This is a genomic window from Pseudomonas sp. PDM03 (assembly GCF_014852385.1).
GTDB classification, from domain to species: Bacteria; Pseudomonadota; Gammaproteobacteria; order Pseudomonadales; family Pseudomonadaceae; genus Aquipseudomonas; species Aquipseudomonas migulae.
In genome coordinates, this window is record NZ_JACVBM010000011.1 from 21,096 (window position 1) to 46,654 (window position 25,559).

The following is a 25,559-nucleotide window of genomic DNA, read 5'->3' on the forward strand; positions in this document are numbered from 1 at the left end:
AAGCTTTGACTCAATTGACTCTCAGCCTCTTCTCAACACAAACTCATCATTAGGAATATCGATCTCTATCGACAAATTGTGCGCACTACCAAACTCATCGAAAGCGGTAAAGTGAAAAGATTCAACCCTCACTTTATTAGTGTAAACATACTGTGGAGGCACACCCTTTATAACTGTCAGCTCCCCCGAACGCTGATTTACTTCAACCTTGCGCCACTCAGAAACATAGACATCCAACTCTGTTGCCCGAGAAGGAGCAATGACTCCCACGAAGGACCTCGGCGCATCCCGCCCCAGAATCAAGCCTGTATCACAGAATAAAACTGGGTAGGTACCACCGACTTCGTACTGACGACTTTCCCAACGCAGCAGTTTTATTTGCTTGCCGCCGGGATAAAGCCCTAAGTGGTATCGAAACAGCAGATCACCTTCAAACGATCCACGGAGTTCATGCGACTGCCACGTAAACTGCTCCACGCCATAAACAGGGCTTTTTTCCGCATGAATCACAACACTTCTGGAAATTTTCCGGCCATCCGGATTCAGGGTGTTATTGCTTCGGTAGACCTTGCCCTGCACCGTCACTTCAGCCGCGATTTGTGCTTGCCCGTCGATTGACGACGAAACCCAGAACTCGACGGGCGTTCCGCTGCTGCTCCCTGCGCTACCGGACTGAACGCCTCCGGGCATGTCATGGGTGTACCCGTTTTCGTAGCGACTGGCATTCCAGCCCGTCAGTGCTAGATCCTGATACACCTCCCCTTCCAATGGCTGACCATTGTGGAAATGAATCAGCTTTGCGGAGAATTGAAGTGGGGAAAGGTCAATTTCAACCGCATCACCATTTTCATCTACCGCTTCGACGAATACCCAGACGCGAACTTGCATCCGTCCATTGGCATACACTTTTTTTGATTCGACACCGGGGGCTTCGAAGCGGACTTCCAGTCTTGATAATCCGGATATGGATGGTTTGTTACTTTCTACCGAAGCAGTCAAGCCTTGAACATTACTCATGACGCATTCCTTGCTGGTTATTAATCGGCTCAACGGGTCGCATCACCGATTAATAACAAGAAAGAATCAACGCCTCAACGCAGTAATTACCACAAACTTAAACATGCAACTCTCAACCCAAGCAATCACTTACAAAGCATTACAGCCGACTCAATCAGAATCGCCCTCATCAACTCCACTGTCATCCGAATCAGGCGCTTCCTGCCAGTCGACCTCTTCGTCCAGCGCACCATCAAATTGAATCATTATCTTTTTATCAAGACTTGAGTTCTCAATATAATTCTCAATACGCGACCTGCAGGCTTCACTCAACGGATTACCCAGCAAGTTGTAATTAACCTCTCGCACATCTGAAACTTCAAACAACTCATCCGGCAACGTTGTGATCTGATTGAACCTCAGATCGGCAAATGCCAACTGCTCAAGATCGAACAATCCGACAGGCACCTCCATCAAACCTGTGCTTTTCAAGTAAAGACTGTCCAGCCTGCTCATGTGGCGAACATCGGGAGTCAAGCCAAGCGGGTTGTGGTCCAGGTGTAAAAGCGTCAAATCTTCCATATGCGCGAGGCCTTCGACCGCAGCCTCATTCAGTTCGATAGCACAGTCATCAAGGGTCAGCGTCACCAGCTCCCTCATCTGATAGATTTCCATGGGCAAAGTATCCAGCGCGAAGCCTGACAATGTCAGGTACCGCACACCCGGGAAGCTCGCGAGAAAGGAATGCCCACCCAACCCGGCGTTGCTGCTCAAAGACAATTCACGAACATGGCTGAAGTCTGCCGACAACACCGGTAACTCACCGAGTATATCCAGATCGTAATCAAGCGTGGTCGGTGTGTAGCGGTTGGCCGTCGTCAGTCTGCGACTCCAATTCGCCTGCAACTCCTGCGCGAACAGTTTTCTGCCCTGGCGTTGAATAGAGAGCTCATTGTCTGTGAGCATCGATCCCGTGGCCGGATGACGGGGCGGCACGTCATGGCTCCACATTTCCAATTCATTGACCAACGTGACGTATTCACTCTCCAGTCGCGCAACGGCCAACACCGGCTCCCCGATCAATCGCTCGCTGCGTAGCGTCGTCATTTCTTCCTCGGAGAGCGTCGGGTACAGCGCTTGAAGCCGCTGCCCTACGGAACGCGCCGGCGCCGGTACAAAATCGCCACCGCCCAACAGATAGCCGGAACGCCCCACGGCCAGCCCCATGGGCGAACGAGCGTCCGCCTCCAAAGGCGGCTGCCCCAGCAACGCCCGGGCTTGCGAGCGAGGCATCAGTGTTTGTTGTCGGACTGCCTGTCGGAGCCCCGTGCCCTGACCGACATGTGGCAAACCCAACGCCCGGCGTTGAGCGTCGGGAAGGGCATGCTGGACGGCGCCGTAGAGCTCGTCGAGTGCGTGAAGCTCCTTGCCGAAGCCATCGTAGGCCTGGTACTGGCCATTCTTTCTGACCAGGACTTTGCGGATCGGGGCCTCGGGACCACCGATACTGTCCACTAACTCACCGTCAATGCTGCCGTCACGCACTTCGATGCGCACCTCTGGCGACCAGCCGTTCAGGTTTTCGAGCCCATGCAGCGCCAACCTGTCGGAGTCCGGATTTGCACTCGTCTCCAGATAAAGCCCTTCGTACGCCCTGCTGAGGCGCACTTCCCGTAGATAGAACAGCGCTTCATGCGCCATTCGCCGGGTGATCCCGAGGTTGCGCTGCATGTGCAGACGATCGGCAACCTCTGCATGACGCCATAATTCTTCAGCGATGGTTTTGGGCAGATCAGGAAAAATCCGGCGTATCTGCCGGGTGTTTTCATCACTGCTCAGCTCAAAATGGCGCTCACTTGCCTCAAACAAACTGACGCGACTTTCCTGCGCCCAACCCGCGATTCTGAGGCGCAGCCGGGCGGCCCGCACGTCGATCCCTGGCAATGAATCGCCAAACGCAGGGCTTTCACCCAGCAGTTTTTTCAGCTGCGTATCCTCAAGCGTTTCAACCATGCCTTGAACGAGATTGCCGCTGCGCAGCTGGCTGTCCTGCACATTGACGCCCTGAGCTTGCAGCAGTTGCACCTGCATCTGCGGATCGGCTTTCAAATACACCCGCGAATCGGTGCTTTGCATCTGCGCGATGAACGTCTGAATCTGCTGATCGAGCTTGAAGCGCCGGATGGTGTCTTCGAGCAAGGCCGGGGGGCGTCGGGTATGAACGTGCATGTCGCGCAGCACCGCCTCGTCTATGCCGCTCACCGCCAGAATGCGTCCAGCCGTGACATCCGAAAACTCGGCCACCGAATGTCCCAGGCGACGAAACAGCTGTGCGCGCCGCCACTCCATGGGGCGCTCAACCTCATGCGCCCACGCTCCTGCGCCGTTGTGAGCAAGTTGTGGTTTGTAGGCATCCGGCCTGTCCGGGTGGCGAATGCGATAGACATCCCCGTCAGTCTCGGGCACCACTTCATAGGCTTTGCCATCCAGAAGCAGCACGCTCGCGCCCTGATGCCGATGCAAACCGAGCGCATCGGCCCGGGAGTCGGCCGGCAAGCGCACCGCACGCTCATACGCACTCAGATCGGGATTCCACAATCGTTGCTGGCCCGCGCCCATATCAACGACTTCCAAGCGGTTGACGAAAGCGCCGGGGGCGACGGACAGCAATTTGCCGACTGCCAGGCCGCCCAAGGCAAACGCGCCCAACTGGGCGACCATTTCAGCAATGGACAGCAAATGCGCCGACGCTTCGATCAACTGCCCTTCGGCCCAATCAAGGATGCCGGTAAACGTGTCGTCCAGCAGTTGGTACAGGGTATAGGCCAACATCAGCTCGCCGAGAAACGGCACGAACGGAATCGCCGCCAGCGTCGCGACTTCCAGCACAACGGTGGCGACTTTTTCCAGGCGGTCCCATTGCTCCCAACGCGACTTTCGGTCTTCGTCTGCGGTAGACACGGCCATGGCGCGCGCGTCATTAAGGATCTGGTTCAGCCTGGATTGGTACAGCCAGGTCCACAATTGCGGACCCACGCGCTGTGTTTGCATCCTGAGGTTGGGGCGCACATCGGGGGCTGCGGCGTTGAGCAAATTAAGCAACGTGGCGAAAAAGGTGCCTCGTTGGTCGTGAGCGACAAATCGGGCAAAAAAACGCTGGTAATCGGAAGAGCGCAATTGCCGGGTCAGTTCGTCCACGAATTCGCGGGTGGAGGCATAGGTTTTCAGCGGGTGCACTGGGTCATCGGGGATGTAGGCAATCACCGGTTCAACTTCGCGAGAATGCTCTGGGTCCGCCGAGAACAGCACGATGCCGGTCAACGCCGTTCCCAGGAGGCTCAGTTGATACAAGCGCAGCGCTTTTGCGCCAGGCATCGATATTTTTTGCTCTGTGAGCAGGCCCGGTAACAGCATCTGTTCAGCTTGCCCAATGTCTCCTTTCATTCGCGCCAGGAGTGTTGCCACCCTGAATCGATCTTGCTGACTGGTAATGACTTTGTTTGCCAGCATCGCCCTGGCCGCAGCATCCGCAGGTAATAACAGCGCCTCAAGTTGCTGTTTATAACGCCCTCCGATATCAAGTTGTCGGCACAGCGAGGCAAATGCCGCGACAGACAAGCGACTGTTAATTTGAAGGATATCGAACTGTCCGGCCGCATCGGGCTCAGTGATAAAACATGAAGCGCTGTCAAAGTAATGCGCTGCCGTCTCCTTCATTTCGAAGTTATGCAAGGCAGCATCCAGAAGTGAAATCGTCGTCACTTCATAGCGGACCGGTAAATCTTTGGGGACATAGAGTCGCAGGTACGTTTTCCTGACATCCAGTTCTATCTCGAACTGCATTTTCAGGGCCTGAGTCAGCAATGGCTCGGCAAATTCGCGAGCGTCGGCAAGGCCTTCGAACAGGCGGTCCACCCGGGTTTGCGAAACCCAACTACGTTGAGTTGCCTGCCTCAAGGCCTCATGACTGGCGGCGGTTGCCGAGCGGTACCAGTCAGGAAAAACAACCGCGGCGTTTTTCAATGCCAGGCGTCTTTCGACAGGCGCACGAATCAACCAGTCGGGAATCGACTTTATTATCAACGTTTGATGCGCGTCGGGCTGCGCGTTTGTCGAGTCTGAATCAGACATGCAAGTAACCTTTTTAAACAGTGGAAAACCACAGCTTATTTAATTACTTGCCTGACAAACGCTACATATATACCGCAGCTTTATAGGTCATTCGTGCCGTTCTTGACGAACGTAAGCATTGCCGCTCATTGCTCGTCGTTATAAACGAACTTCGGCATTTCCCAGTGAAAACGAATCGCCAACAACCGCAGCAAGAAGCCACCAAACAGCGTGATGAGAATGGCCTGTTCACCGGGCAGTTGCAGATAAATGCACAGCATGTAGCACCACGCCGCCGCGAAGGAGACGCTGGCGTAGAGCTCGCGGCGGAAGATCAGCGGGATGTCGTTGCAGAAGATGTCGCGCAGGATGCCGCCGAACACCCCGGTGATCACGCCGCTGACCGAGGCCACCAGCATGCCGTGGCCCATTTCCAGCGCGGTCATGCAGCCGATCAGCGTGAACGCCACCAGCCCCACGGCGTCGAGCACCAGAAACAGTGAGCGCAGATGGCGCATCCAGCGTGCAGTGAAAACAGTGACCATGGCCGCAACCGAGGTCAGCACCAGGTATTCCGGGTGTTTGACCCACGTCAGCGGGTAGTGACCGAGCAGTACGTCGCGCACCGAACCGCCGCCCAACGCCGTGATGCAGGCGATCAGCACCACGCCAAACCAGTCCATGCCGCGACGGCCGGCAGACAGTGCGCCGGTCATGGCTTCGGCGGTGATGGCGATCAGGTAAAGCATCAGCAACATGGTGGCGGTCCTTGCAGGAAGGCGCGCAGTCTAGCCATTTAGGTGCAGCACCAAAAGGGGGCGCCTCACACTTGTAGGAGCCGGCTTGCCGGCGATGGGGCCCCTGAGGACACCATCGCCAGCAAGCCGGCTCCTACAGGGACCGTATTGCCAATCAGAATTTGATGAAATGCTTGCGGTAGTGCTGCAGCTCGGCGATGGATTCGCGGATGTCGTCCAGCGCCAGGTGGGTGCTACCCTTTTTGAAGCTGTCGCGCACGTCCGGCGCCCAGCGTGCGGCCAACTCTTTCAGAGTCGAGACGTCGAGGTTGCGGTAGTGGAAGAAGCTTTCCAGGGATTTCATGTGCGTATAAAGGAAGCGGCGATCCTGGCAAATGCTGTTGCCACAGATCGGCGACTTGCCCTTCGGCACCCACTTCTCCAGGAAAGCGATGGTCTCGGCTTCCGCTTCGGCCATGCTGATGCGGCTGTCGCGCACGCGCTGGGTCAGGCCCGAGCCGCCGTGTTGACGGGTGTTCCACTCGTCCATGCCGGCGAGGATTTCATCGCTGTGGTGAATCGCGATCACCGGGCCTTCGGCCAAGGTGTTCAGATCACTATCGGTGACGATGGTGGCCATCTCGATGATGACGTCGGTATCAGGGTTCAGACCGGTCATTTCCAGGTCGATCCAGATCAGATTCTGCGGGTTTTGCATGTGTCGGCTCCTAGGCAATGCTGCGCAGTTTAGCCTAGGGAGGTGGCCGGGCGTGCTAAACTCGCGGCCGTTTTACCTAATCGCTGCATTCTTGATACGGAACACCCATGGCCAAACGCCAACTCAATCGTCGTCAAAACTGGCGCATCGAAAAGATTCAGGGCGAACGCGCTGCCCGCGCCGCCAAACGCGAGTCCTCGGCTGTCGAGGCACTTGAGGGTGGCGACCTGGGTCCGGAACAGACCGGCCTGGTGATCGCGCACTTCGGTGTGCAGGTCGAAGTCGAAGCCCTTGATGGCGATTTGGCCGGCCAGGTGTTCCGCTGCCACTTGCGCGCCAACCTGCCTGCGCTGGTGACCGGCGATCAGGTGGTCTGGCGTGCCGGCAACCAGGGCATCGGGGTGATCGTGGCGCAACTGCCGCGCAAAACCGAACTCTGCCGCCCGGATAGTCGTGGCCAGCTCAAGCCGGTGGCAGCCAACGTCGACATGATCGTCATCGTCTTCGCGCCGCTGCCCGAGCCTCACGCGAATCTGATCGACCGCTATCTGGTCGCTGCGGAGCACGCCGGCATTCGGCCGTTGCTGCTACTGAACAAATTCGACCTGATCGACGAGCAGAACGCCCCGGCGCTGAATGCCTTGCTCGCGGTTTACCGCACGCTGGGCTATCCGGTGCTGGAAGTGTCGGCGCACCACGGCAATGGTATGGAACAACTTCAGGAGCAACTGGACGGACGCATCAGCGTATTCGTCGGCCAGTCCGGCGTCGGCAAGTCGTCGCTGGTCAACAGCCTGCTGCCGGAAGTCGAAACCCGCGTCGGCCCGTTGTCCGAACTGTCCGGCCAGGGCACTCACACCACCACGACCGCGCGGCTGTTCCACTTCCCCGGTGGCGGTGAGTTGATCGACTCCCCGGGCATCCGCGAATTCGGCCTGGGCCACGTCAGCCGTTCCGACGTCGAAGCCGGTTTCATCGAGTTCAACGACCTGATCGGCACCTGCCGCTTCCGCGACTGCAAGCACGACCGCGAACCGGGTTGCGCCTTGCTCAAGGCACTGGAAGAAGGCCGCGTACAGCAACAACGGATGAACAGCTATCGCTCGATCATCGCGAGTTTGCCGGAGAGCAGTTACTAAGCCGACTCCCTCAGACACAAAAAAAGCCGCGATCATCTCGCGGCTTTCTCATTTTCGGTGCACAGCCCTGCACATCCAAAGTGTCATGGCTGTCCTGGTGCCTGCAAATTCGACGTAGTTTGGCGACACCGGGACGAGCGCAATACCTGTAGGAGCTGGCTTGCCGGCGATTGCGTCCGTTCAGTCACGTACTTATTGCCTGACCCACCGCTATCGCCGGCAAGCCGGCGCCTACAGGGAATCGCGTTTGCTTTCGCTTCTCACCACTCATCAGGCCGAGCGTTAGCTCGCCTTCCGCTTTTGATCTGAGCGCCCCCTCGAGAGGCCGAGCGCAGGTTCTGCGCAGTGGGCAACCCGGCATGGACGCCGGGTTAGCCGCCCCCGGCCATGGATGGCCGATGGCGGCGGGCCCACGGAGCAGGACCGGAGCGAGGGCATGGCGAGCATTAGCGAGCCACCGAACGAAAGGGGCAAGAGCCTTTTGGTTACTTTGGGGCTTTTCCAAAGTGACTCGCTGTAAGAGCGAAACCATAGGCGGCCGTTACCGCAGGAATGGATATGTACACACCAAAAAACCCACGCCAGCCATAAGGCCGCCATCGCCAGCAAGCCGGCTCCTACAAGGGACCGCGCTCGCACTGAAAATGAAGTGGCCAGTAAAAGCTGCAAAAAAAGCCGACATCGCTGTCGGCTTTTTTGTGGGTCACTGCTTCGGCGGTTCGGCCGGTTTCGGTGCCGGGTCATCGAACAGATTCAATCGCTCGCGAAGCTCATGCGCCGGCAACGGTTCTTTATCCACCGGCAATGCGTTCGGATCAGCTGGCGTGGCCGGCACTTCACCCGGGCCGCCCTGCCCTTGCGTCGGCTCCGGAGTCGGCTCCGCGCCTTGTGAACCTTCGATGGCACGCTGGGCTTTTTTGGTCAGCACGATGATGTCGATGCGGCGGTTGACCGGGTTGAGCGGGTTCTCGCGATCGAACAATGCCGACGAGGCATAACCGACCACGCGTGCGATCTGCTGCTCCGGATAACTGCCCGCCACCAGCGCACGACGTGCAGCGTTGGCACGGTTGGCTGAAAGCTCCCAGTTGCCGAAATCACCCTGGCCACTGTAAGGCTTGGCGTCGGTGTGGCCGCTGATGCTGATCTTGTTCGGCACCGCTTTGATGGTGTCGGCCATGGCCAGCAGGATGTCTTCGAAGTACGGTTTCAGGCGCGCACTGCCGGAGTCGAACATCGGCCGGTTTTCGGCGTCCACGATCTGGATGCGCAAACCGTCCGGCGTGATCTCGAACAGAATCTGGTCCTTGAATTTCTTCAGTTGCGGATTCTCTTCGACCTTGTTCTGCAGTTCTTGCAGCAACAGTTCGAGGCGTTCCTTCTCCACCATCTCGGCCATTCCTTCGACCTGTTCGGCGTCGACAGTCACCTTGTCCGGCTGCGGCTGGGATTTCACCTCGGGGTTGAGGGTGTTTTCCGGCGCCAGGGTCGGCGTGCCGCCCAGATCGATGATGTACGGCGTACCGCTTTCGGAGAAGCCGATCGGGTCTTTGAAGTAACCGGCGATGGCGAGCTTCTGTTCCGGTGTCGCGGTGGACAGCAGCCACAACACCAGGAAGAACGCCATCATCGCCGTCGCGAAGTCGGCGAAGGCGATTTTCCAGGCGCCCCCGTGATGCCCGCCGGCGATGCGCTTGACGCGCTTGATAATAATCGGCTGATTATTTTCCATGACTTAGCGACCGCGAACCGCTTGTTCCAGCTCAGCGAAGCTAGGACGGTGCGCCGGGTACAGAACCTTGCGCCCGAACTCTACCGCCAGCGATGGCGGCATGCCGGAAGCCGAAGCCACCAGCGAGGCCTTGATGGCTTCGTAGACGTTCAGTTCTTCCTTGGCATCGTGGGCCAGGGAGTGGGCCAGTGGACCGAAGAAACCGTACGCCGCGAGAATACCGAAGAAGGTACCGACCAGTGCCGCACCCACGTGCAGACCGATGGATTTCTGGTCGCCTTCGCCCAGGGACGCCATGGTCACCACGATACCCAATACCGCCGCGACGATACCGAAGCCGGGCATGGCGTCGGCGATGCCGTTCACCGCGTGGGACGGGTGTTCGAGGTCTTCCTTGAGGTTGTAGAGTTCCATGTCGAACAGGCCTTCCAGCTCATGGGGAGCCATGTTGCCGGAGGACATGATGCGCAGGTAATCGCAGATGAACGCGGTCATGCGCTCGTCTTTGAGCACTGACGGGTACTTGGCGAAGATCGGGCTCGCGGCGGCATCTTCGATGTCGCCTTCGATGGCCATCATGCCTTCGCGGCGACTCTTGTTGAGGATCTCGTAGATCAGCCCCAACACTTCAAGATAGTAGCCGTGATTGAAACGCGATCCGAACATGCTCAAGGACTTCTTGAGCACGTGCAGGGTCATGTAACCGGGGTTGGCCTGGAGGAATGCACCAAGGGCCGCGCCACCGATGATCATCACCTCGAAGGGTTGAATCAGGGCGGCAATCTTGCCGTGGGAAAGCACGTATCCGCCGAGCACGCTCGCGAATACGACGATGATGCCGATTATTTTAGCCATAGGTAGGAGAGCACTTACTGAGTCGGGTTCAAGGTCATATTCGGAAGTTAAAAAATCTCTTCTTCTACTTATCGGCAAAACTGCGCCAGACTATAGCCAGTTCAGGCGAAAAGCCAATTTGGCCCACTTCGGGCATAGGTAATGCAGACGATGATCGCGTCCAACCATGGCTAACGAAACGAACGTTCCAACTCCAAAACCAAACACTCTCCAAGGCTGGGTAAAGCTTCTGGACGGCGTGCACCTGCCCGTTCCGCAAGGCAGCCATGACCGGGTCTGCAAGGCCATCGGCGATAACCGCAGCTCGTTGCGCGATATCGCCGAGCTGATGCAGGACAGCCCCGCCCTGGCCTTGAGCGTGATTCGTGAAGCCAACCGGCACACCCACGGCAGCATGACCGAGCCTGCGGAGAACCTTGAGGTGGCGATCAATCGCCTCGGTTTGAAGCGCACCGAAGAACTGCTCGCACGGCTGCCCGCGATGCCGGAATCGGACATTCCCGTGGCCCTGCGCCAGTTGCAGATGATCAGCCAGCACGCGACGCAACAGGCCAACGGCTTTTTCGCCGCTCGCCTGGCGCGGCTGTGGCAGGACATCCACTGGGGCAGCCTGCTGTTTTTATCGCCGCTGTGGCCATTGGCGTTGACCCATCCGCAATTGCTCGAAGAATGGGAGCTGCGGGTCATCCATAAGGGCGAGTCCGCACGTAAAGTCGAGAAACAATTATTCGGCGTACGCCTGCTGGAAATCGGTCAGGCCCTGGTGGAAATCTGGCACCTGCCGAACTGGGTGCAGCAGGGTTACAAGCTGTTACTCAATGAGCAACGGGAACTGGTGAAAGTCCTGCGCATCGCGCGCGACAGCGATCATCCATTGCGCCAGCAGAACCGTCTCGATGACGATCCAACGTTGCGCCGCTGGCTCAATCAGCCGGCCAACACGGTGTTGCTGGCCAACGGTCTGGCGCTGTCGGCACAGCACGCCTGGGACTGTCCGCACAGTGAGCGCTGGCAGTACCTGACCAGCCTTTACCTGCAAATGCCGATGGACGAAGTGCAGCAACAACTTCACCAGCAGGCCGCCAACAGTGCGCGCCAGCACGCCATGCCAGACCTCTGGCACCCCGCCGTCGCGCTGCTCTGGCCGCAGGGTATGAACCGTGTTCACGCCGGTCTGCTGCCGGCCCCGGCACCGACCGCCGAGGACCTGGCCAAGTGGCGCAAACAATGCGCCGAGCTGCTGGTGGAGCCGAGTCGTTTCACCAATGCCATGCACTTGACCAACTCGGCCCGCGATGCACTGGTTGCATGTGGCATGCGCCGGGTGATGATCCTGATGGCCGACCGCACGCACGCCAATCTGCGCGTGCACCAGATTGCCGGGTTGCCGAAAGAAACGGCCGGCCTGAATTTCGTGGTCAGCCAAAGCACCGTGCTGCAACGCCTGCTCTCGCAGCAAGCCCAGGTACGCCTGACCCCGGCCAACAACGCACAATTTTCGGCGCTGCTGCCGGCCAGCCTGCGCTCACAGTTCGGTGGCGAACACCTGCTGTTGCGCTCGCTGGTCAACAACGGCCGCGTGATCATGATCGTGGTGGCGGACCAGGGCGGCGGGCCGTTCTCTGAAATTACCGTGCAAGCCTTTGGCAAAACCGCGCAGTGCATCGAGAAAGCCCTGCACACCTTTAGCCATCGCGGCCAATGACCCGCTACAATCCTCCCCTTTGTGCTCTGGAGACCTCACATGTCTGACTTCTCTGGCTTGCCGCTGGTGATCGAGCCGAGCGACTTGCTCTCTCGCCTCGACGCCCGCGATCTGATTCTGGTGGACCTGACCAGCAGTGCCCGCTATGCCGAAGGGCATATTCCCGGCGCGCGCTTTGTCGATCCGAAACGCACGCAACTCGGCCAGCCACCGGCGCCGGGCCTGATGCCGCCGCAAGCGGCTCTCGAAGCGTTGTTCGGCGAGCTGGGCCACAACCCCGATGCGGTCTACGTCGTGTATGACGACGAGGGCGGCGGTTGGGCCGGGCGTTTTATCTGGTTGCTGGATGTCATCGGCCACCACAAGTATCACTATGTCGACGGCGGTCTGACGGCATGGCTGGCGGAAGGCTCGCCCATGTCGATCCAGATCCCGCCCGCGGTCGGCGGCCCGGTTGCGTTGACCCTGCACGACGAACCCACCGCCACCCGCGAATACCTGCAAAGCCGTCTCGGCGCCGCCGACCTGGCGATCTGGGATGCGCGCGGGCCGCTGGAGTACTCCGGCGAGAAAGTCCTGGCAGCCAAGGGCGGACACATTCCCGGCGCGGTCAACTTCGAGTGGACCGCAGGCATGGACCGGACGCGCAACCTGCGCATCCGCACGGACATGCCGCAGATCCTCGAACAACTCGGGATCAGCAAAGACAAAGAAGTGATTACCCACTGCCAGACTCACCACCGTTCTGGCTTCACCTATCTGGTGGCCAAGTCCCTCGGTTATCCGCGGGTCAAAGGCTACGCCGGCTCCTGGGGCGAATGGGGTAACCATCCCGATACGCCTGTAGAGATTTAAGGTTTTTAAGGACAGTTAATGAATAAGCGTTTGTTTATCCTCAGCCAATACCTGCTGCCCCACCACTTGCTCTCGCGACTGGCCGGCTGCATCGCCGAATGCCGTGTGCGCTGGTTCAAGAATGCGTTCACCGCGTGGTTCGCCAAGCGTTATCAGGTGGACATGTCCCAGGCCCTGGTCGAAGACCTGACGGCTTACGAGCATTTCAACGCGTTCTTCACCCGCGCCTTGAAAGACGGCGCTCGTCCGCTGGACGAAACCCCGGGCGCCATCCTCAGCCCGGCCGACGGCGCGGTCAGCCAGCTCGGCCCGATCGAGCACGGTCGCGTGTTCCAGGCCAAGGGCCACAGCTTCAGCGTGCTGGAACTGCTGGGCGGCGACGCGGCCAACGCTGCGCCGTTCATGGGCGGTGATTTCGCGACGATTTACCTGTCGCCGAAGGACTACCACCGCGTGCACATGCCGCTGGCCGGCACGCTGCGCGAGATGGTCTACATTCCGGGGCGGATTTTCTCGGTCAACCAGACCACTGCGGAAAACGTTCCAGAACTGTTCGCCCGCAACGAGCGTGTTGCGTGCATTTTCGACACCGAGCGCGGGCCGATGGCCGTGGTGCTGGTGGGCGCGATGATCGTGGCGTCGATCGAAACCGTGTGGGCTGGTTTGGTAACTCCACCGAAACGCGAGCTGAAAACCTTCCGCTACGACGAAGCTGCCCGTGCGCCGATCCATCTGGAGAAAGGTGCGGAACTGGGTCGTTTCAAACTGGGTTCGACGGCTGTTGTGCTGTTCGGCCCGGATCAAGTGCAGTGGGCTGAAGAACTGGTGGCCGGTTCGCCGGTGCAGATGGGCCAGGGCATGGGCCTGCCGAAAGCCTGATCCACCTCGATCACCTGTGGGAGCGAGCCTGCTCGCGATGAACCTGAGAACGACGCGGGGTGTCAGACCCGGCGCGTTATCGTTAACGACCATCGCCAGCAAGCTGGCTCCTACAGAAATCATTCAACGTCGCCCTCCCCCGGGACATAGCTGCTAAAGTCTGGTCATTCACTGCCCATTTCCCGGTTGGAGTTTGTCCAACGCATGAATGAGACCAGTCCCCACCTTCAGCTGCGCGCCCCTGTCCCCGCACAGTTGCGCCTGTCGTTCTGCGAAGCCACCCCGCGCGACCTCAAGCGCTGGATCGCCAACCTGCCCAAAGCCAACATCGGTGAAACCGCTCGCCAGCTCTATCAGGGCTTGAGCGAACTGAACCAGTTGCTGACACCCAGCGACAATCGCCTGCAATTGCTCGAACTGCTAAGGCCCGAGGTGTATTACGTCTGCAAACACCTGGAGCGGCATTTCCTGCACCAGTCGATTGCCCTCGACGAGCGTTCAAGCAAAATCGCCAACCTCTGCCAGGCGCTGCAAAGCCACTTGGCGATCGGTTATAAACAGATTGTCGTGCGCATCACGCCGCGCTTCGGCAAGGACCGTGCGCCGCTGCTGGCCAAGGCGTTGCAACGGGCGATGCATTGCCTCAACGGGTCACTGATCCGCGCCACCCAACTCTATTGCCCGGTGCCGGAAGGCGTGTGGCTGGAGCTGCATCAGCTGTATCGAATCGCCTGTAGCCTTCGGCTGCAGCATCTGAACTTGCGCGATGAATTGGCGAGCCAGACGCAAAACCTGAGCATCGAACAGACGTATGTAGTCGCCATGCTAGTGGGCGCCGCACGCTGCAATCAACTGCGCCAGAACCAGATCGCGCGGCTCGCCGAAGTGCTGGAGCCGTGGAGCAAACTGATCAAGCTGCAACCGGAAACACCGGCCGATGGATTGTTTGCCATCGCCCCGGAACTCGACATCGGGCCGCGTTACCGCTCGAAATTCCGGCCCGGGCAACAAGAGCGTTTGCTGGGGTTCGATCCGCAGCCGCTGGTCGCAGCCATCGACGCCCATTTGGAAAAAAACGACGGCGAGTCGCCACTCCCGGCGCCGGCAGGCCTGAGCCTGGATACGCTGCAACACCTGAGTGCCGCGTGGGGGCAGGCGGTCGAGCGCAGTTTCCAGCGCACCGCCAGTCAAGGCACCTTGACCTTGTGCGTGGGCATGAGCGCACTGCATTTCTATCTGGGCGGGCAGCGTCCGTTCAGCGAAATCCTGAAACACCCCGGCGCCCGCCGCGCGCAGTTCACGGCGATATCGCCCGCGCTCCGGGAAAAAGACCAATGGAGCCATGCCTTCGACGCAGCGCCCCACGGCACCGCCGACGCGTTGCTGCCCTACGAAGAAATCGAATACCGGCAGCTGCAGAATGACGACAGCCACGAAGCCAGCGACCGCAACCGCCACTTTCCGAAGTACGTCCTGCCCGTGATCAATCACAGCCCGGGCGGTTATTGCCTGGCCTGGCCTGACGCAGTGCCGGCCGAGCTACAGGCTGGCGAGATGGTCGGCATCGAGGACACGGCGGGCGCAGGCTGGAGCATTGCGGTGGTGCGCTGGATCCGCCAGGTTCGCGGCGGCGGAACGCAGATGGGCATCGAGCAAGTCGCGCCATACGCCGAACCTTGTGGCCTGCAACTGGTGCGCACCCGGGAAGACCACAGCCACTACCTGCGCGGCTTGTTGCTGCCGGCCATCAGCGCGATAGATTTACCGGCCACCCTGCTCGCTCCGCGCCTGCCGTTCCAGGAAGGCCACAAAGTGCTGATCAACACCAACGGCGAGGAGCGCCGGGCCGGACTGGATCGGCGGGTGTCGAGCACCAACAGCTTCAATCAGTTTGCGTATCGGTCGCTTGAGGCCGCCAGAAACGACAACGCCGCGGGGAGCGGCGTGGTTGGTGTCGAGGAAGAGTTTGATTCGTTGTGGCAGACGCTTTGATTGAATCTGTAAGACCGTGTCGCCCCCATCGCGAGCAGGCTCGCTCCCACATTCGACCGCATTCCTCCTGAAAGAACTCGGTCAAGTGTGGGAGCGAGCCTGCTCGCGATGGGGCAGGCTCAGGCAACGGAGACTTTAGAGCTGCCCATCACGATCCCGAAAGCCCAGCAGATACAGCACGCCATCCAGCCCCAACGTGGAGATCGCCTGCTTCGCCGACTGTTTGACCAGCGGCTTGGCGCGGAATGCCACGCCCAGCCCGGCAATCGCCAGCATCGGCAAATCGTTGGCGCCGTCGCCGACCGCAATGGTCTGCTCCAGACGCAAGCCTTCCTTGTGCGCCAGCTCCTTCAGCAGATCCGCCTTGCGCTGCGCATCGACAATCGGCTCGACCGCCACGCCGGTGACCTTGCCATCGACCACTTCCAGCTCGTTGGCGAACACGTAGTCAATGCCCAGCTTGGCCTGCAATTGCTTGGCGAAGTAGGTGAAGCCGCCCGACAGAATCGCGGTCTTGTAGCCCAGACGCTTGAGTTCGGCGAACAGGGTTTCGGCGCCTTCGGTCAGGCGCAGCGAGGCACCGATCGAATCCAGCACGCTGACATCCAGCCCTTTGAGCAACGCCAGACGCTCCTTGAAGCTGGCACGGAAATCCAGCTCGCCGGCCATCGCCCGCTCGGTAATCTCTGAAACCTTATCGCCCACACCGGCCGCCTTGGCCAGTTCGTCGATGACTTCGGCCTCGATCAGCGTCGAGTCCATGTCAAACACCGCCAGACGACGGTTGCGGCGGAACAGCGAATCTTCCTGGAAGGCGATGTCGACGTTCAATTCCTGGGCGACGCTGAGGAACTCGGCCCGCAACGCTTGCGGATCTGCTGCTTCGCCACGCACGGAAAACTCGATGCAACCCTTGCCTTTATCGGCCGGGGTATCCAACGGCATGCGCCCGGACAGGCGATCGATGTGGTCGATGTTCAGGCCATATTTGGCGGTGATCGAGCTCACAGCCTGCAATTGCCCGGCAGTCACTTTGCGGGTCAATAGCGTCACGATGTGGCGTTTTTTGCCCTGATTACCGACCCATTGCTGGTAATCCTCTTCGGAGACCGGCGTGAATCGCACCTGTTGGTCAAGCTCATAGCCCTTGAACAGGATGTCCTTGAGCACCGACTTGCCTTGCTCGGTGTCAGGAATTTCAACCAGGATGCCGAACGACAAGGTGTCGTGGATCACCGCCTGACCGATGTCGAGAATGTTCACACCACCCTGGGCCAGAACGCCGGTAATGGCCGCGGTCAGACCCGGACGGTCCTCACCAGTGATGTTTATCAGGACGATTTCGCGCAAGGCGCACCCCCGCAGGTGGAAAAAAACCGCATTCTACCCACTTTCAGTGACCATCGGGCACCGTGAGCGCTTTGCCGGTCTAGGGCCTGTCGCTATACTGCGCGTCAACTTCACGGACAAAAGAGCCGAGCTCAAGTGAACCGGCCCACGCCAGTTAAAACCGATAACTTCTTTCTGCTGATCTTCCGTGCACTGCGCCACCGCCGTGTACCGATTGCATTGCGCATCGCCAGCCATAACGTGATCCTGGTCGCTCTGGCCCTGGTGATCTACGCCTGCGTGATGGGTTTGCAGTTCAAGCAGGCCATGCACGAGCAGGCAGATGCGCTGGGCGAAAGCCTGACCACGCAGACCGCCACGTCCGCCACTGAGCTGTTGGTGTCCAACGACATCCTCAGCCTAAACGTGCTGCTCAACAACCTGACCAAGAACAAGCTGGTGGCCCACGCCGCCATTTATAGCGTGGATAACCGCATCCTCGCCGAAGCCGGTCAGCGCCCCAAGCACGGCCTGCTGGGCGAAGCCGAGGGCATGTACCAGAGCAAGATCACCTTCCAGGACGTGACCGCCGGGCAACTGCGCATCAGCCTGGACATGGATCAATTCCAGCAGCCGATGACCATCAGCCTGCAAAGCATGGGCATCTTGAGTGCGATTCTGTTGGCACTGTCGCTGGCCTTGAGCCTGCGCCTGGGTCGGCACATCTCCACGCCGCTGCTGCAATTGCGCGTGTGGTTGCGCAACATCGACGAATACACCCCGGCCACCGACCGTCAGGATGAAATCGGCGACCTGGCTCGCCAGCTGCACGCCAACTTCGCGCCGGAACCGGCCGAACCTGAGCCCGCACCGGAACCTGAGTTCGACGACGTCGATTACGACGATGACGCCGAGCCGTCCTTCGAAGTGCGCAACCTGCGCGACCCAAGTTTCGACGAGACCAAGCCTGTCACCGGCCTCAAACCTGCGCCACGGCACATCGTCAGCACCGTCGAAGACGAAGATGACGACGATGCGTTCGCCGATTTGCGTGACGAATCGACAGCCGCGAAACCAGTAGTCAGAGCGCCGGTATCGAACGTGCCGCAACACAGCGCAGTGCTGGCCGTGCAGCTGGGCGCCCAGGATCAATTGCGCCGCCTGCCCCGGGCGCGCCTGGAAGAACTGCTCAAACGTTATCGCGATTGCCTTGATCAGGCGGCCTCGCTCTATGAGGGCGAACTGCACAGCCTGAACGATGGCAGCACGCTGATGGTGTTCCACACCGAGGACAGCGGCGACGACTACCTGACCAACGCCATCTGCTGCGGCGAGTTGCTGCGAGCCCTGGGCCATCAGTTGCAGATCGAAGTCGCCGACAGCGGCATCACCCTGCAATTGCAGCTGGGCGTGACCCTGGGTGATGAGCTGTTCGGTCTGAGTCAGATCGACCTGTTGCTGACCGAAACAGCCCAGGACGCCCTGGCCCTGTCGCAACACAGCCGCAATCTGCTGCTGGTGGAGCGCAAGATCAGTGACGACGCGCTGATTCGCCAGCGCGCGCGGATCCGCCCGATTGCCAGCCCTGAGGGTGCGTGCTGCGTGGAGCGGCTGATGGAGCCTTATCCGTCGATGCTGGAGCGGCAGTTGGCGCGGATGCATGAGCGTCGGGCGTAAGCCTTAAGCCCAGATGTGAAAAAAGCCCGCAGATGAGTGATCGTCTGCGGGCTTTTTTGTGGCCTGTACCGGCCCCATCGCCAGCAGGCTGGCTCCCACATTGGATCTGCGGCATACACAAGCCCCCTGTGGGAGCCAGCCTGCTGGCGATTGGGCCAGAACAAGCAATGGAGATTCCAACTGACAGAAACAGAAAGGCCCGCATCAATGCGGGCCTTGTTCTGAATCCATCCAGCCTTAGAAGCGGAACACTTCCATATCGGTCCGGATCGGTGCAGCCATCGGGATCTTCGGCTGTTTCTCTTGCTCTGTCGCCGGAGCCACAGGCTTGGCCGCCGGTTTTTTTGGCGCTTCTGCAATCGGTGGCTGATTGGCCAATGGCTTGAGCGCGATCGACAGCTGTTCGGCGAGTTTCTGCAACAACACACCCTGAGCCTGAACCTGCGCCGCTGTACCGCCCGCGTGCTGTTCTTGCAGATGAACGATGCGGTTATCGCGAACTTGCCCGCGACGGTCGATCAAACGCCATTGAGCATCGAGGATTGCCGGTTGCGACTCGCCCGAGTCCAGGCGCGTGATGGTCAGCAGTACCTGAACATCCGGCGTGAAGCCCACGCTCGCCGGCGCTAGCACCACACGCTGACTGTCCAGATGACCCGCTACCTGACGCAGCAACAGTTGATCGATGTCGGAAGAAAGGCTGCCGGCCCAACGACCATCGGTCGAGGCCTGAAGGCTGCCATCCGGCTGACGCTGCAACAGCGTTTCACGCTGCAGGTAATCGGCAACCGTTACCGGGCCGAGCAATACCGCCATGCCCGCGCTTTGCGCAGGCTGAGCCGGACTTCCGCTGTCCAGCTGATACAGCGACACCGGTTGGTGAACGCTGCAACCCGCCAGGCCAAGAACGCCGGCGAGCATCAAAATAAAAGGAAGGCGCAGAGCAGTCATCGTCCCATCCAGGTGGTTGCCACAAGGCACACCACAGTGAAAATACTCAATAAATATGAAGAACGCTCGGCCACGCCGGCGCTTGGAAAGGCCATATCATCCGTGAATATGCGTTCCGACTCCAGCGGCAAAGCGTCGATCTACGCGTTAAATCGTAGATCGAGCGCTCTAGCGCGGTTAATTGAGGTTTTCGACGAGCAGCGCATCTACCCTCTGGAAGCCCCTTGGAAGTTTGTTGCCACGACGTCCACGCTCACCTTTGTAGTGTTCGAGGTCGTCCGCTTTCAGTGACAAGGTACGCTTTCCGGCCTGCAGCACCAAGGTGGCTCCATCCGGCAGCACAGCGATGTCCGTGACATATTCTTCGCGACTGGCCACACGCTCACCGGAAATCCCGATGATCTTGTTGCCTTTGCCCTTACCTAATTGTGGCAGATCGCTGATTTTGAAGATCAGCAAGCGACCTTCGGTGGTCACCGACGCCAGCCAGTTGTTCTCACGATCCGCCACCGGGCGCGGCAGAATGACCTTCGAGTTGTTCGGCAAGCTCAGCAGCGCCTTACCCGCCTTGTTCTTGGCCTGGAAGTCTTCGCCCTTGACCACGAAACCGTAACCGGCATCGGAGGCGATCACGTACAGCGAATCGTCTTCCGGCATCAGCACGCATTCAAACGTCGCGCCTGGCGGCGGCGTCAGACGACCGGTCAACGGTTCGCCCTGGCCACGGGCCGAAGGCAAGGTGTGCGAGGCCACCGAATAGCTGCGACCGGTGGAGTCGATGAACACCGCAAACTGGTTGGAACGCCCGGCCGCCAAGGCCTTGAAACCGTCCCCGGCCTTGTAGGAAAGCCCGGTGGCGTCAATTTCGTGCCCTTTGGCGGAGCGGACCCAGCCTTTTTCCGACAGCACTACGGACACTTTCTCGTTCGGCAGCAGATCGTGCTCGGTCAAGGCCTTGGCCTCGGCGCGCTCGACGATTGGCGAACGACGGTCGTCGCCGTAGGTTTCGGCGTCCTTGATCAGCTCGGTGCGCACCAGCTTTTTCAGCTTGGCTTCGCTGCCCAGCAGGGCTTGCAGCTTGGCTTGTTCCTTGAGCAGTTCATCCTGCTCGGAGCGCAGCTTCATTTCTTCCAGTCGCGCCAACTGACGCAAACGGGTGTCGAGAATGTACTCGGCCTGGATTTCGCTCAGGGCGAAACGCGCGATCAGGGCGGCTTTCGGATGCTCCTCGGTGCGGATGATGTGAATCACTTCATCCAGGTTGAGGTAGGCAATCAACAAACCGTCCAACAGGTGCAGGCGACGCTCAACCTTGTCGAGGCGGAATTGCAGGCGACGACGCACGGTTTGAACGCGGAACTCCAGCCATTCAACCAGCAACGCACGCAGGTTCTTCAGCTGCGGCTTGCCATCCAGGCCGATGATGTTGATGTTGACCCGGTAGCTCGACTCCAGCTCGGTGCTGGCGAACAGGTGCTGCATCAACGCATCGTGGTCGAAGTTTTTCCGTGCGCCGGGAATGATCACGATCCGGCACGGGTTCTCGTGGTCGGATTCGTCGCGCAGGTCAGCGATCTGCGGGGCCTTGGACGGTTTGGCCTGCATCATCGCCGCGATCTGTTCCAAAACCTTGGCGCCGGACACCTGATGCGGCAGTGCGGTGACGATGATGTCGCCGTCTTCGATGTGGTACACGGCGCGCATGCGCACCGAGCCCTTGCCGGTTTCGTACATTTTCAGCAGGTCGGCGCGCGGGGTGATGATTTCCGCTTCGGTCGGGTAATCCGGGCCCTGAATGTGTTCGCAGAGCTGTTCGACCGTGGCTTTTGGCTCATCGAGCAAACGCACGCAGGCGGTCGCGACTTCGCGCAGGTTGTGCGGCGGAACGTCGGTGGCCATGCCCACGGCGATGCCGGTGGTGCCGTTGAGCAGGATGTTCGGCAAACGTGCCGGCAACACCAATGGCTCGTCGAGTGTGCCGTCGAAGTTCGGGCCCCAGTCCGCAGTGCCCTGGCCCAGTTCGCTGAGCAGCACTTCGGAATAACGCGACAACCGCGCTTCGGTGTATCGCATGGCGGCGAAGGACTTGGGATCATCCGGCGCACCCCAGTTACCCTGGCCGTCGACCAGCGTGTAGCGGTAGCTGAACGGCTGGGCCATCAGGACCATGGCTTCGTAACAGGCAGAATCGCCGTGCGGGTGGAATTTACCGAGCACGTCACCGACGGTACGCGCCGACTTCTTGTGCTTGGAATCGGCGTCCAGCCCCAACTCGCTCATCGCATAAATGATGCGGCGTTGTACCGGTTTCAGGCCGTCGCCGATATGCGGCAAGGCACGGTCCATGATCACGTACATGGAGTAGTTGAGGTAGGCATTTTCGGTGAAGTCAGCCAGTGACCGGCGTTCTACACCGTCCAGGCTGAGATCAAGGGAGTCGCTCATGCGGGCCTCATCGGTTCGTTGTCTGGCGCAGCAGCATGGTGCCACCGCGCTGGGTAAATTCAAGTTTGTTCAGCGCGCTCATACCGAGCAGCACTTGCTTGCCATCCAGGCCTGGCACAACGATGGCGCGCACATCACGCAGCACAATGTCGCCCAGTTGCAGCCGGTCGACACGGGTTCGATAACCCTCGGTGCGACCGTTGGCGGTGCTCAGGGTCACCCCGAAGCCTTGTTCAAGTTTCAGCCGTTCGGCCATTTCTGCCGGGATCGCCACATCGGTCGCCCCGGTATCCAGCATGAAATCCACCGACTGACCGTTGATCTGGCCGCTGGCGACGAAGTGCCCCTGGGTGTTGCTGGCCAGTTTCACTTCGATAAAACCTTCGCCCTGTTCCGAGCTGACGACGACGTTGGGATTTTGCTGCCGCTCCTCCCATTGGCCGAAAAACCGTGTCGCCAGAAATAGCGCTGCGCACCAGGCCAGCACCATGAACACCCGACCGGCGCGTTTGCCTGGTGTTTGCGGCGTCATGGCTTGGCACTCCAGCCACCTTCCGGCGCGGCAAAGCGCCAGACGACCGGGCGATACTCGCCATCAGCACGGGCACCGTCGTTGTTATCAATGCCGACCCAGGCGCCATCGGCGTCGACGATCAGCGCTTCCGTCAGGCCATAGCCCTGTGGATAACGACGGTTCTCCAGCAATGCCTCGTCGGCAAACGACCAGCAACGCTCGACCTTGGCCGTCACCGCGTCACGGCGACAAATCTCGAACGCGTTGCGCTCAAGGGTGAACAGCTTGCCGTTGAACAACGACAGATCGGCAAAATCCCGTGACACCGCTCTGGCCTTGGGAAATTTCGCCGGCTGCATTTCCATCCCGGCTTCACTCAGCAGCACGCAGCCGCCGTCGCAATCCCAGACCGTTTGCTGACGCTTGATCAACAGCAGTCCTCGGCGCTCGCGCTCGGCGGCCAACCATAACTGGTCGCCCTCCGGATTGATCGCCAGGCCCTCGAACAATGCGTTGAAGTGCAACAACATACCGCTGGCCCGCGCCTCGCGAACCAGCATCGGCGAAATCTTCAGCCAGGACGTCGGCCCAACGGGCGGCACTTGCAGAATCGCGGCATGGGACTCGCTGACGATGTAGCGATTGCCGGCGCTGTCGCAGGTGATGCCTTCGAAATCCAGGTCCCCGCCACGCACGAACGATGCCACCCAGGTCCGCGAACGCAAACCCCAGGGCAAATCGCTGTCCGGCACCGGCGGTACACCGATGCGCACGGTTTCAGCCTGCCAGACCGTGTCGCCGGTTTCGAGCCGGTAGATCTGATCGTCGTCGCGATCGGAAACGGCCCACAGATTCTTGCCACACTGGGCCAGCCCCGACAGGTTGCCGCCGCGCATGCCCTCGACGGGATGCTCGGACAACAGACGCAACTCCGGTGCCGGCTCGGCAAACGCCGAAGCCGAGGTCAGAAGTAACGCACACGCCAGGGCAAAGCCAACCCGCATCAGCCAAGAACCTCGGCCAGGTTGCCTTTGGATTCCAGCCAGGATTTACGATCACCGGCGCGCTTCTTCGCCAGCAACATGTCCATCATTTCCGAAGTCGCTTCGAAATCTTCCAGGGTCAGCTGCACCAGACGCCGGGTGTTCGGGTCCATGGTGGTTTCGCGCAGTTGCGGCGGGTTCATTTCCCCCAGACCTTTGAATCGGGTGACCTGCGGTTTGCCGCGTTTCTTCTCGGCCACCAGACGATCGAGGATGCCGTCACGCTCAGCTTCGTCGAGGGCGTAGTAAATTTCTTTGCCCAAATCGATTCGGTACAGCGGCGGCATCGCGACGTAGACGTGACCGGCATCCACCAACGGGCGGAAGTGCTGGACGAACAGCGCGCACAGCAACGTGGCAATGTGCAGACCGTCGGAGTCGGCGTCGGCGAGGATGCAGATCTTGCCGTAACGCAGCTGGCTCATGTCCGCCGCGCCCGGATCGACACCGATGGCCACGGCAATGTTGTGCACTTCCTGGCTGGCCAGCACTTCGCTGCCGTCGACTTCCCAGGTGTTCAGGATCTTGCCGCGCAACGGCAGGATCGCTTGAAACTCTTTATCCCGCGCTTGCTTGGCGGAACCGCCGGCGGAGTCACCTTCCACCAGGAACAGCTCGGAACGCATCGGGTCCTGCCCGGCGCAGTCGGCGAGCTTGCCTGGCAGTGCCGGGCCTTGGGTGATGCGCTTGCGCTCGACCTTCTTGCTGGCCTTCAGACGACGGCCGGCGTTGTTGATCGCCAGCTCCGCCAACAGCATGCCGGTTTCCGGGTGAGCGTTGAGCCACAGGCTGAACGCGTCCTTGACCACGCCGGACACGAACGCCGCCGCTTCGCGGGACGACAGGCGTTCCTTGGTCTGGCCGGAGAATTGCGGCTCCTGCATTTTCATCGACAGGACGAAGGCGATGCGTTCCCAGACGTCTTCCGGCGCCAGCTTCACGCCGCGTGGCAGCAGGCTGCGGAATTCGCAGAACTCGCGCATGGCATCGAGCAAGCCCTGACGCAACCCGTTGACGTGCGTACCGCCCTGGGCCGTCGGGATCAGGTTGACGTAGCTTTCCTGCACGCTGTCGCCACCTTCCGGCAACCACAGTAGCGCCCAGTCGACCGCTTCTTTGTTACCGGCCAGGCTGCCGCAGAACGGCTCGTCCGGCAGGCGTTCGAATTCGCTGACCGCGTCCACCAGGTAGGAGCGCAGGCCGTCTTCGTAATGCCATTCGACTTTCTCGCCGGTGGCCTTGTCTTCAAAACTGACCAGCAGCCCCGGGCACAGAACGGCCTTGGCCTTGAGCACGTGCTTGAGGCGGCTGATGGAGAATTTCGGTGAGTCGAAGTACTTCGGGTCTGGCGCAAAGAACACGCTGGTGCCGGTGTTGCGCTTGCCAACGGTGCCGACCACTTCCAGCTCGGTCTTCTTGTAACCGTCGGCGAAGGTCATCTGGTATTCGTTGCCGTCGCGCTTCACGCGCACCCGGACTTCGGTCGACAAGGCGTTGACCACCGAAATACCCACCCCGTGCAGACCGCCGGAGAACTGGTAGTTCTTGTTGGAAAACTTGCCGCCCGCATGAAGCTTGGTGAGGATCAGTTCAACGCCCGACACACCCTCTTCCGGGTGAATGTCCACCGGCATGCCACGGCCGTCATCGCTGACTTCCAGGGAGTGATCGGCGTGCAGGATGACCTGCACCGACGTCGCATGCCCGGCCAAGGCTTCGTCGACGCTGTTGTCGATGACTTCCTGGGCGAGGTGGTTCGGCCGACTGGTGTCGGTGTACATGCCGGGGCGTTTGCGCACCGGGTCGAGGCCCGAGAGGACTTCGATGGCGTCTGCGTTATAAGAGCTAGCGCTGGGAGTGGCCATGGGGTCTCGTCGTCAAA

The 25,559-nt window shown here is 60.0% G+C and carries 18 protein-coding genes; 6 read left to right on the plus strand and 12 right to left on the minus strand.

What is annotated here, in order from left to right; translation table 11 throughout:
- Positions 1-21: 21 nt before the first annotated feature.
- The 4 genes from IB254_RS16435 to orn all read right to left on the minus strand — a co-directional run bounded on the left by IB254_RS16435 (position 22) and on the right by orn (position 6,561).
- Positions 22-1,017 (minus strand): hypothetical protein, encoded by a 996-nt coding sequence (locus IB254_RS16435; RefSeq protein ID WP_192418096.1) that lies wholly within the window; start codon positions 1,015-1,017, stop codon positions 22-24.
- Between the two features lie 150 nt (positions 1,018-1,167).
- A complete protein-coding gene (locus tag IB254_RS16440) occupies positions 1,168-5,127 on the minus strand; it encodes a leucine-rich repeat domain-containing protein (protein ID WP_192418097.1) in 3,960 nt (1,319 codons plus the stop codon).
- Positions 5,128-5,252: 125 nt separating this feature from the next.
- Positions 5,253-5,864 (minus strand): trimeric intracellular cation channel family protein, encoded by a 612-nt coding sequence (locus IB254_RS16445; protein ID WP_008035291.1) that lies wholly within the window; start codon positions 5,862-5,864, stop codon positions 5,253-5,255.
- 154 nt (positions 5,865-6,018) lie between these two features.
- Positions 6,019-6,561 (minus strand): oligoribonuclease, encoded by a 543-nt coding sequence (gene orn / locus IB254_RS16450; RefSeq protein WP_008035288.1) that lies wholly within the window; start codon positions 6,559-6,561, stop codon positions 6,019-6,021.
- A gap of 107 nt (positions 6,562-6,668) precedes the next feature.
- Between orn and rsgA the strand changes: the two genes are divergently transcribed.
- Positions 6,669-7,700 (plus strand): small ribosomal subunit biogenesis GTPase RsgA, encoded by a 1,032-nt coding sequence (gene rsgA, locus IB254_RS16455; RefSeq protein WP_008035286.1) that lies wholly within the window; start codon positions 6,669-6,671, stop codon positions 7,698-7,700.
- A gap of 703 nt (positions 7,701-8,403) precedes the next feature.
- Here rsgA and motB read toward each other — a convergent pair.
- Positions 8,404-9,432 (minus strand): flagellar motor protein MotB, encoded by a 1,029-nt coding sequence (gene motB, locus IB254_RS16460; protein ID WP_192418098.1) that lies wholly within the window; start codon positions 9,430-9,432, stop codon positions 8,404-8,406.
- A 3-nt stretch (positions 9,433-9,435) separates the two neighbouring features.
- Complete coding sequence (gene motA / locus IB254_RS16465; protein ID WP_008027935.1) at positions 9,436-10,287, minus strand: flagellar motor stator protein MotA; 852 nt, start codon at positions 10,285-10,287, stop codon at positions 9,436-9,438.
- A 166-nt stretch (positions 10,288-10,453) separates the two neighbouring features.
- On the opposite strand from motA, the gene IB254_RS16470 reads away from it, so the two are divergent.
- From IB254_RS16470 to IB254_RS16485, 4 genes are all read left to right on the plus strand, one after another.
- A complete protein-coding gene (locus tag IB254_RS16470) occupies positions 10,454-11,992 on the plus strand; it encodes an HDOD domain-containing protein (protein WP_008040419.1) in 1,539 nt (512 codons plus the stop codon).
- Between the two features lie 39 nt (positions 11,993-12,031).
- A complete protein-coding gene (locus IB254_RS16475) occupies positions 12,032-12,847 on the plus strand; it encodes a rhodanese-like domain-containing protein (protein ID WP_008040417.1) in 816 nt (271 codons plus the stop codon).
- Between the two features lie 18 nt (positions 12,848-12,865).
- A complete protein-coding gene (asd, locus tag IB254_RS16480; protein ID WP_192418099.1) occupies positions 12,866-13,726 on the plus strand; it encodes an archaetidylserine decarboxylase in 861 nt (286 codons plus the stop codon).
- A gap of 204 nt (positions 13,727-13,930) precedes the next feature.
- The gene (locus IB254_RS16485) at positions 13,931-15,718 is read left to right on the plus strand and encodes a molecular chaperone (RefSeq protein WP_192418100.1); all 1,788 of its coding nucleotides are present in this window, start codon (positions 13,931-13,933) and stop codon (positions 15,716-15,718) included.
- Between the two features lie 135 nt (positions 15,719-15,853).
- On the opposite strand, the gene serB is transcribed toward IB254_RS16485, so the two are convergent.
- Positions 15,854-17,068: a phosphoserine phosphatase SerB gene (gene serB, locus IB254_RS16490; RefSeq protein ID WP_192418101.1), complete on the minus strand. Its 1,215-nt coding sequence runs from the start codon at positions 17,066-17,068 to the stop codon at positions 15,854-15,856.
- Between the two features lie 135 nt (positions 17,069-17,203).
- On the opposite strand from serB, the gene IB254_RS16495 reads away from it, so the two are divergent.
- Positions 17,204-18,724: an AhpA/YtjB family protein gene (locus IB254_RS16495; protein WP_192418102.1), complete on the plus strand. Its 1,521-nt coding sequence runs from the start codon at positions 17,204-17,206 to the stop codon at positions 18,722-18,724.
- A 237-nt stretch (positions 18,725-18,961) separates the two neighbouring features.
- Here IB254_RS16495 and IB254_RS16500 read toward each other — a convergent pair whose 3' ends face one another.
- From IB254_RS16500 to parE, 5 genes are all read right to left on the minus strand, one after another.
- Complete coding sequence (locus tag IB254_RS16500; protein WP_008027916.1) at positions 18,962-19,675, minus strand: membrane integrity-associated transporter subunit PqiC; 714 nt, start codon at positions 19,673-19,675, stop codon at positions 18,962-18,964.
- A 177-nt stretch (positions 19,676-19,852) separates the two neighbouring features.
- On the minus strand, positions 19,853-22,120 hold the full coding sequence (parC, locus tag IB254_RS16505; protein WP_192418103.1) for a DNA topoisomerase IV subunit A: 2,268 nt from the start codon (positions 22,118-22,120) through the stop codon (positions 19,853-19,855).
- Positions 22,121-22,127: 7 nt separating this feature from the next.
- The gene (locus IB254_RS16510; RefSeq protein WP_008027912.1) at positions 22,128-22,652 is read right to left on the minus strand and encodes a TIGR02281 family clan AA aspartic protease; all 525 of its coding nucleotides are present in this window, start codon (positions 22,650-22,652) and stop codon (positions 22,128-22,130) included.
- Positions 22,649-23,638, minus strand: coding sequence for an esterase-like activity of phytase family protein (locus IB254_RS16515; protein WP_192418104.1), 990 nt, complete (start codon positions 23,636-23,638; stop codon positions 22,649-22,651). The genes IB254_RS16510 and IB254_RS16515 overlap by 4 nt, the downstream gene beginning before the upstream one ends.
- Positions 23,638-25,542, minus strand: coding sequence for a DNA topoisomerase IV subunit B (gene parE, locus IB254_RS16520; RefSeq protein WP_008027908.1), 1,905 nt, complete (start codon positions 25,540-25,542; stop codon positions 23,638-23,640). Before parE ends, IB254_RS16515 begins: the two co-directional genes overlap by 1 nt.
- Between the last annotated feature and the right edge of the window lie 17 nt (positions 25,543-25,559).

Bases quoted from the DNA above. Each gene is read 5' to 3' on its own strand.
- IB254_RS16435 (WP_192418096.1), bottom strand. From the start codon at position 1,017: ATGAGTAATGTTCAAGGCTTGACTGCTTCGGTAGAAAGTAACAAACCA.
- IB254_RS16440 (WP_192418097.1), bottom strand. From the start codon at position 5,127: ATGTCTGATTCAGACTCGACAAACGCGCAGCCCGACGCGCATCAAACG.
- IB254_RS16445 (WP_008035291.1), bottom strand. From the start codon at position 5,864: ATGTTGCTGATGCTTTACCTGATCGCCATCACCGCCGAAGCCATGACC.
- orn (WP_008035288.1), bottom strand. From the start codon at position 6,561: ATGCAAAACCCGCAGAATCTGATCTGGATCGACCTGGAAATGACCGGT.
- rsgA (WP_008035286.1), top strand. From the start codon at position 6,669: ATGGCCAAACGCCAACTCAATCGTCGTCAAAACTGGCGCATCGAAAAG.
- motB (WP_192418098.1), bottom strand. From the start codon at position 9,432: ATGGAAAATAATCAGCCGATTATTATCAAGCGCGTCAAGCGCATCGCC.
- motA (WP_008027935.1), bottom strand. From the start codon at position 10,287: ATGGCTAAAATAATCGGCATCATCGTCGTATTCGCGAGCGTGCTCGGC.
- IB254_RS16470 (WP_008040419.1), top strand. From the start codon at position 10,454: ATGGCTAACGAAACGAACGTTCCAACTCCAAAACCAAACACTCTCCAA.
- IB254_RS16475 (WP_008040417.1), top strand. From the start codon at position 12,032: ATGTCTGACTTCTCTGGCTTGCCGCTGGTGATCGAGCCGAGCGACTTG.
- asd (WP_192418099.1), top strand. From the start codon at position 12,866: ATGAATAAGCGTTTGTTTATCCTCAGCCAATACCTGCTGCCCCACCAC.
- IB254_RS16485 (WP_192418100.1), top strand. From the start codon at position 13,931: ATGAATGAGACCAGTCCCCACCTTCAGCTGCGCGCCCCTGTCCCCGCA.
- IB254_RS16500 (WP_008027916.1), bottom strand. From the start codon at position 19,675: ATGACTGCTCTGCGCCTTCCTTTTATTTTGATGCTCGCCGGCGTTCTT.
- parC (WP_192418103.1), bottom strand. From the start codon at position 22,120: ATGAGCGACTCCCTTGATCTCAGCCTGGACGGTGTAGAACGCCGGTCA.
- IB254_RS16510 (WP_008027912.1), bottom strand. From the start codon at position 22,652: ATGACGCCGCAAACACCAGGCAAACGCGCCGGTCGGGTGTTCATGGTG.
- IB254_RS16515 (WP_192418104.1), bottom strand. From the start codon at position 23,638: ATGCGGGTTGGCTTTGCCCTGGCGTGTGCGTTACTTCTGACCTCGGCT.
- parE (WP_008027908.1), bottom strand. From the start codon at position 25,542: ATGGCCACTCCCAGCGCTAGCTCTTATAACGCAGACGCCATCGAAGTC.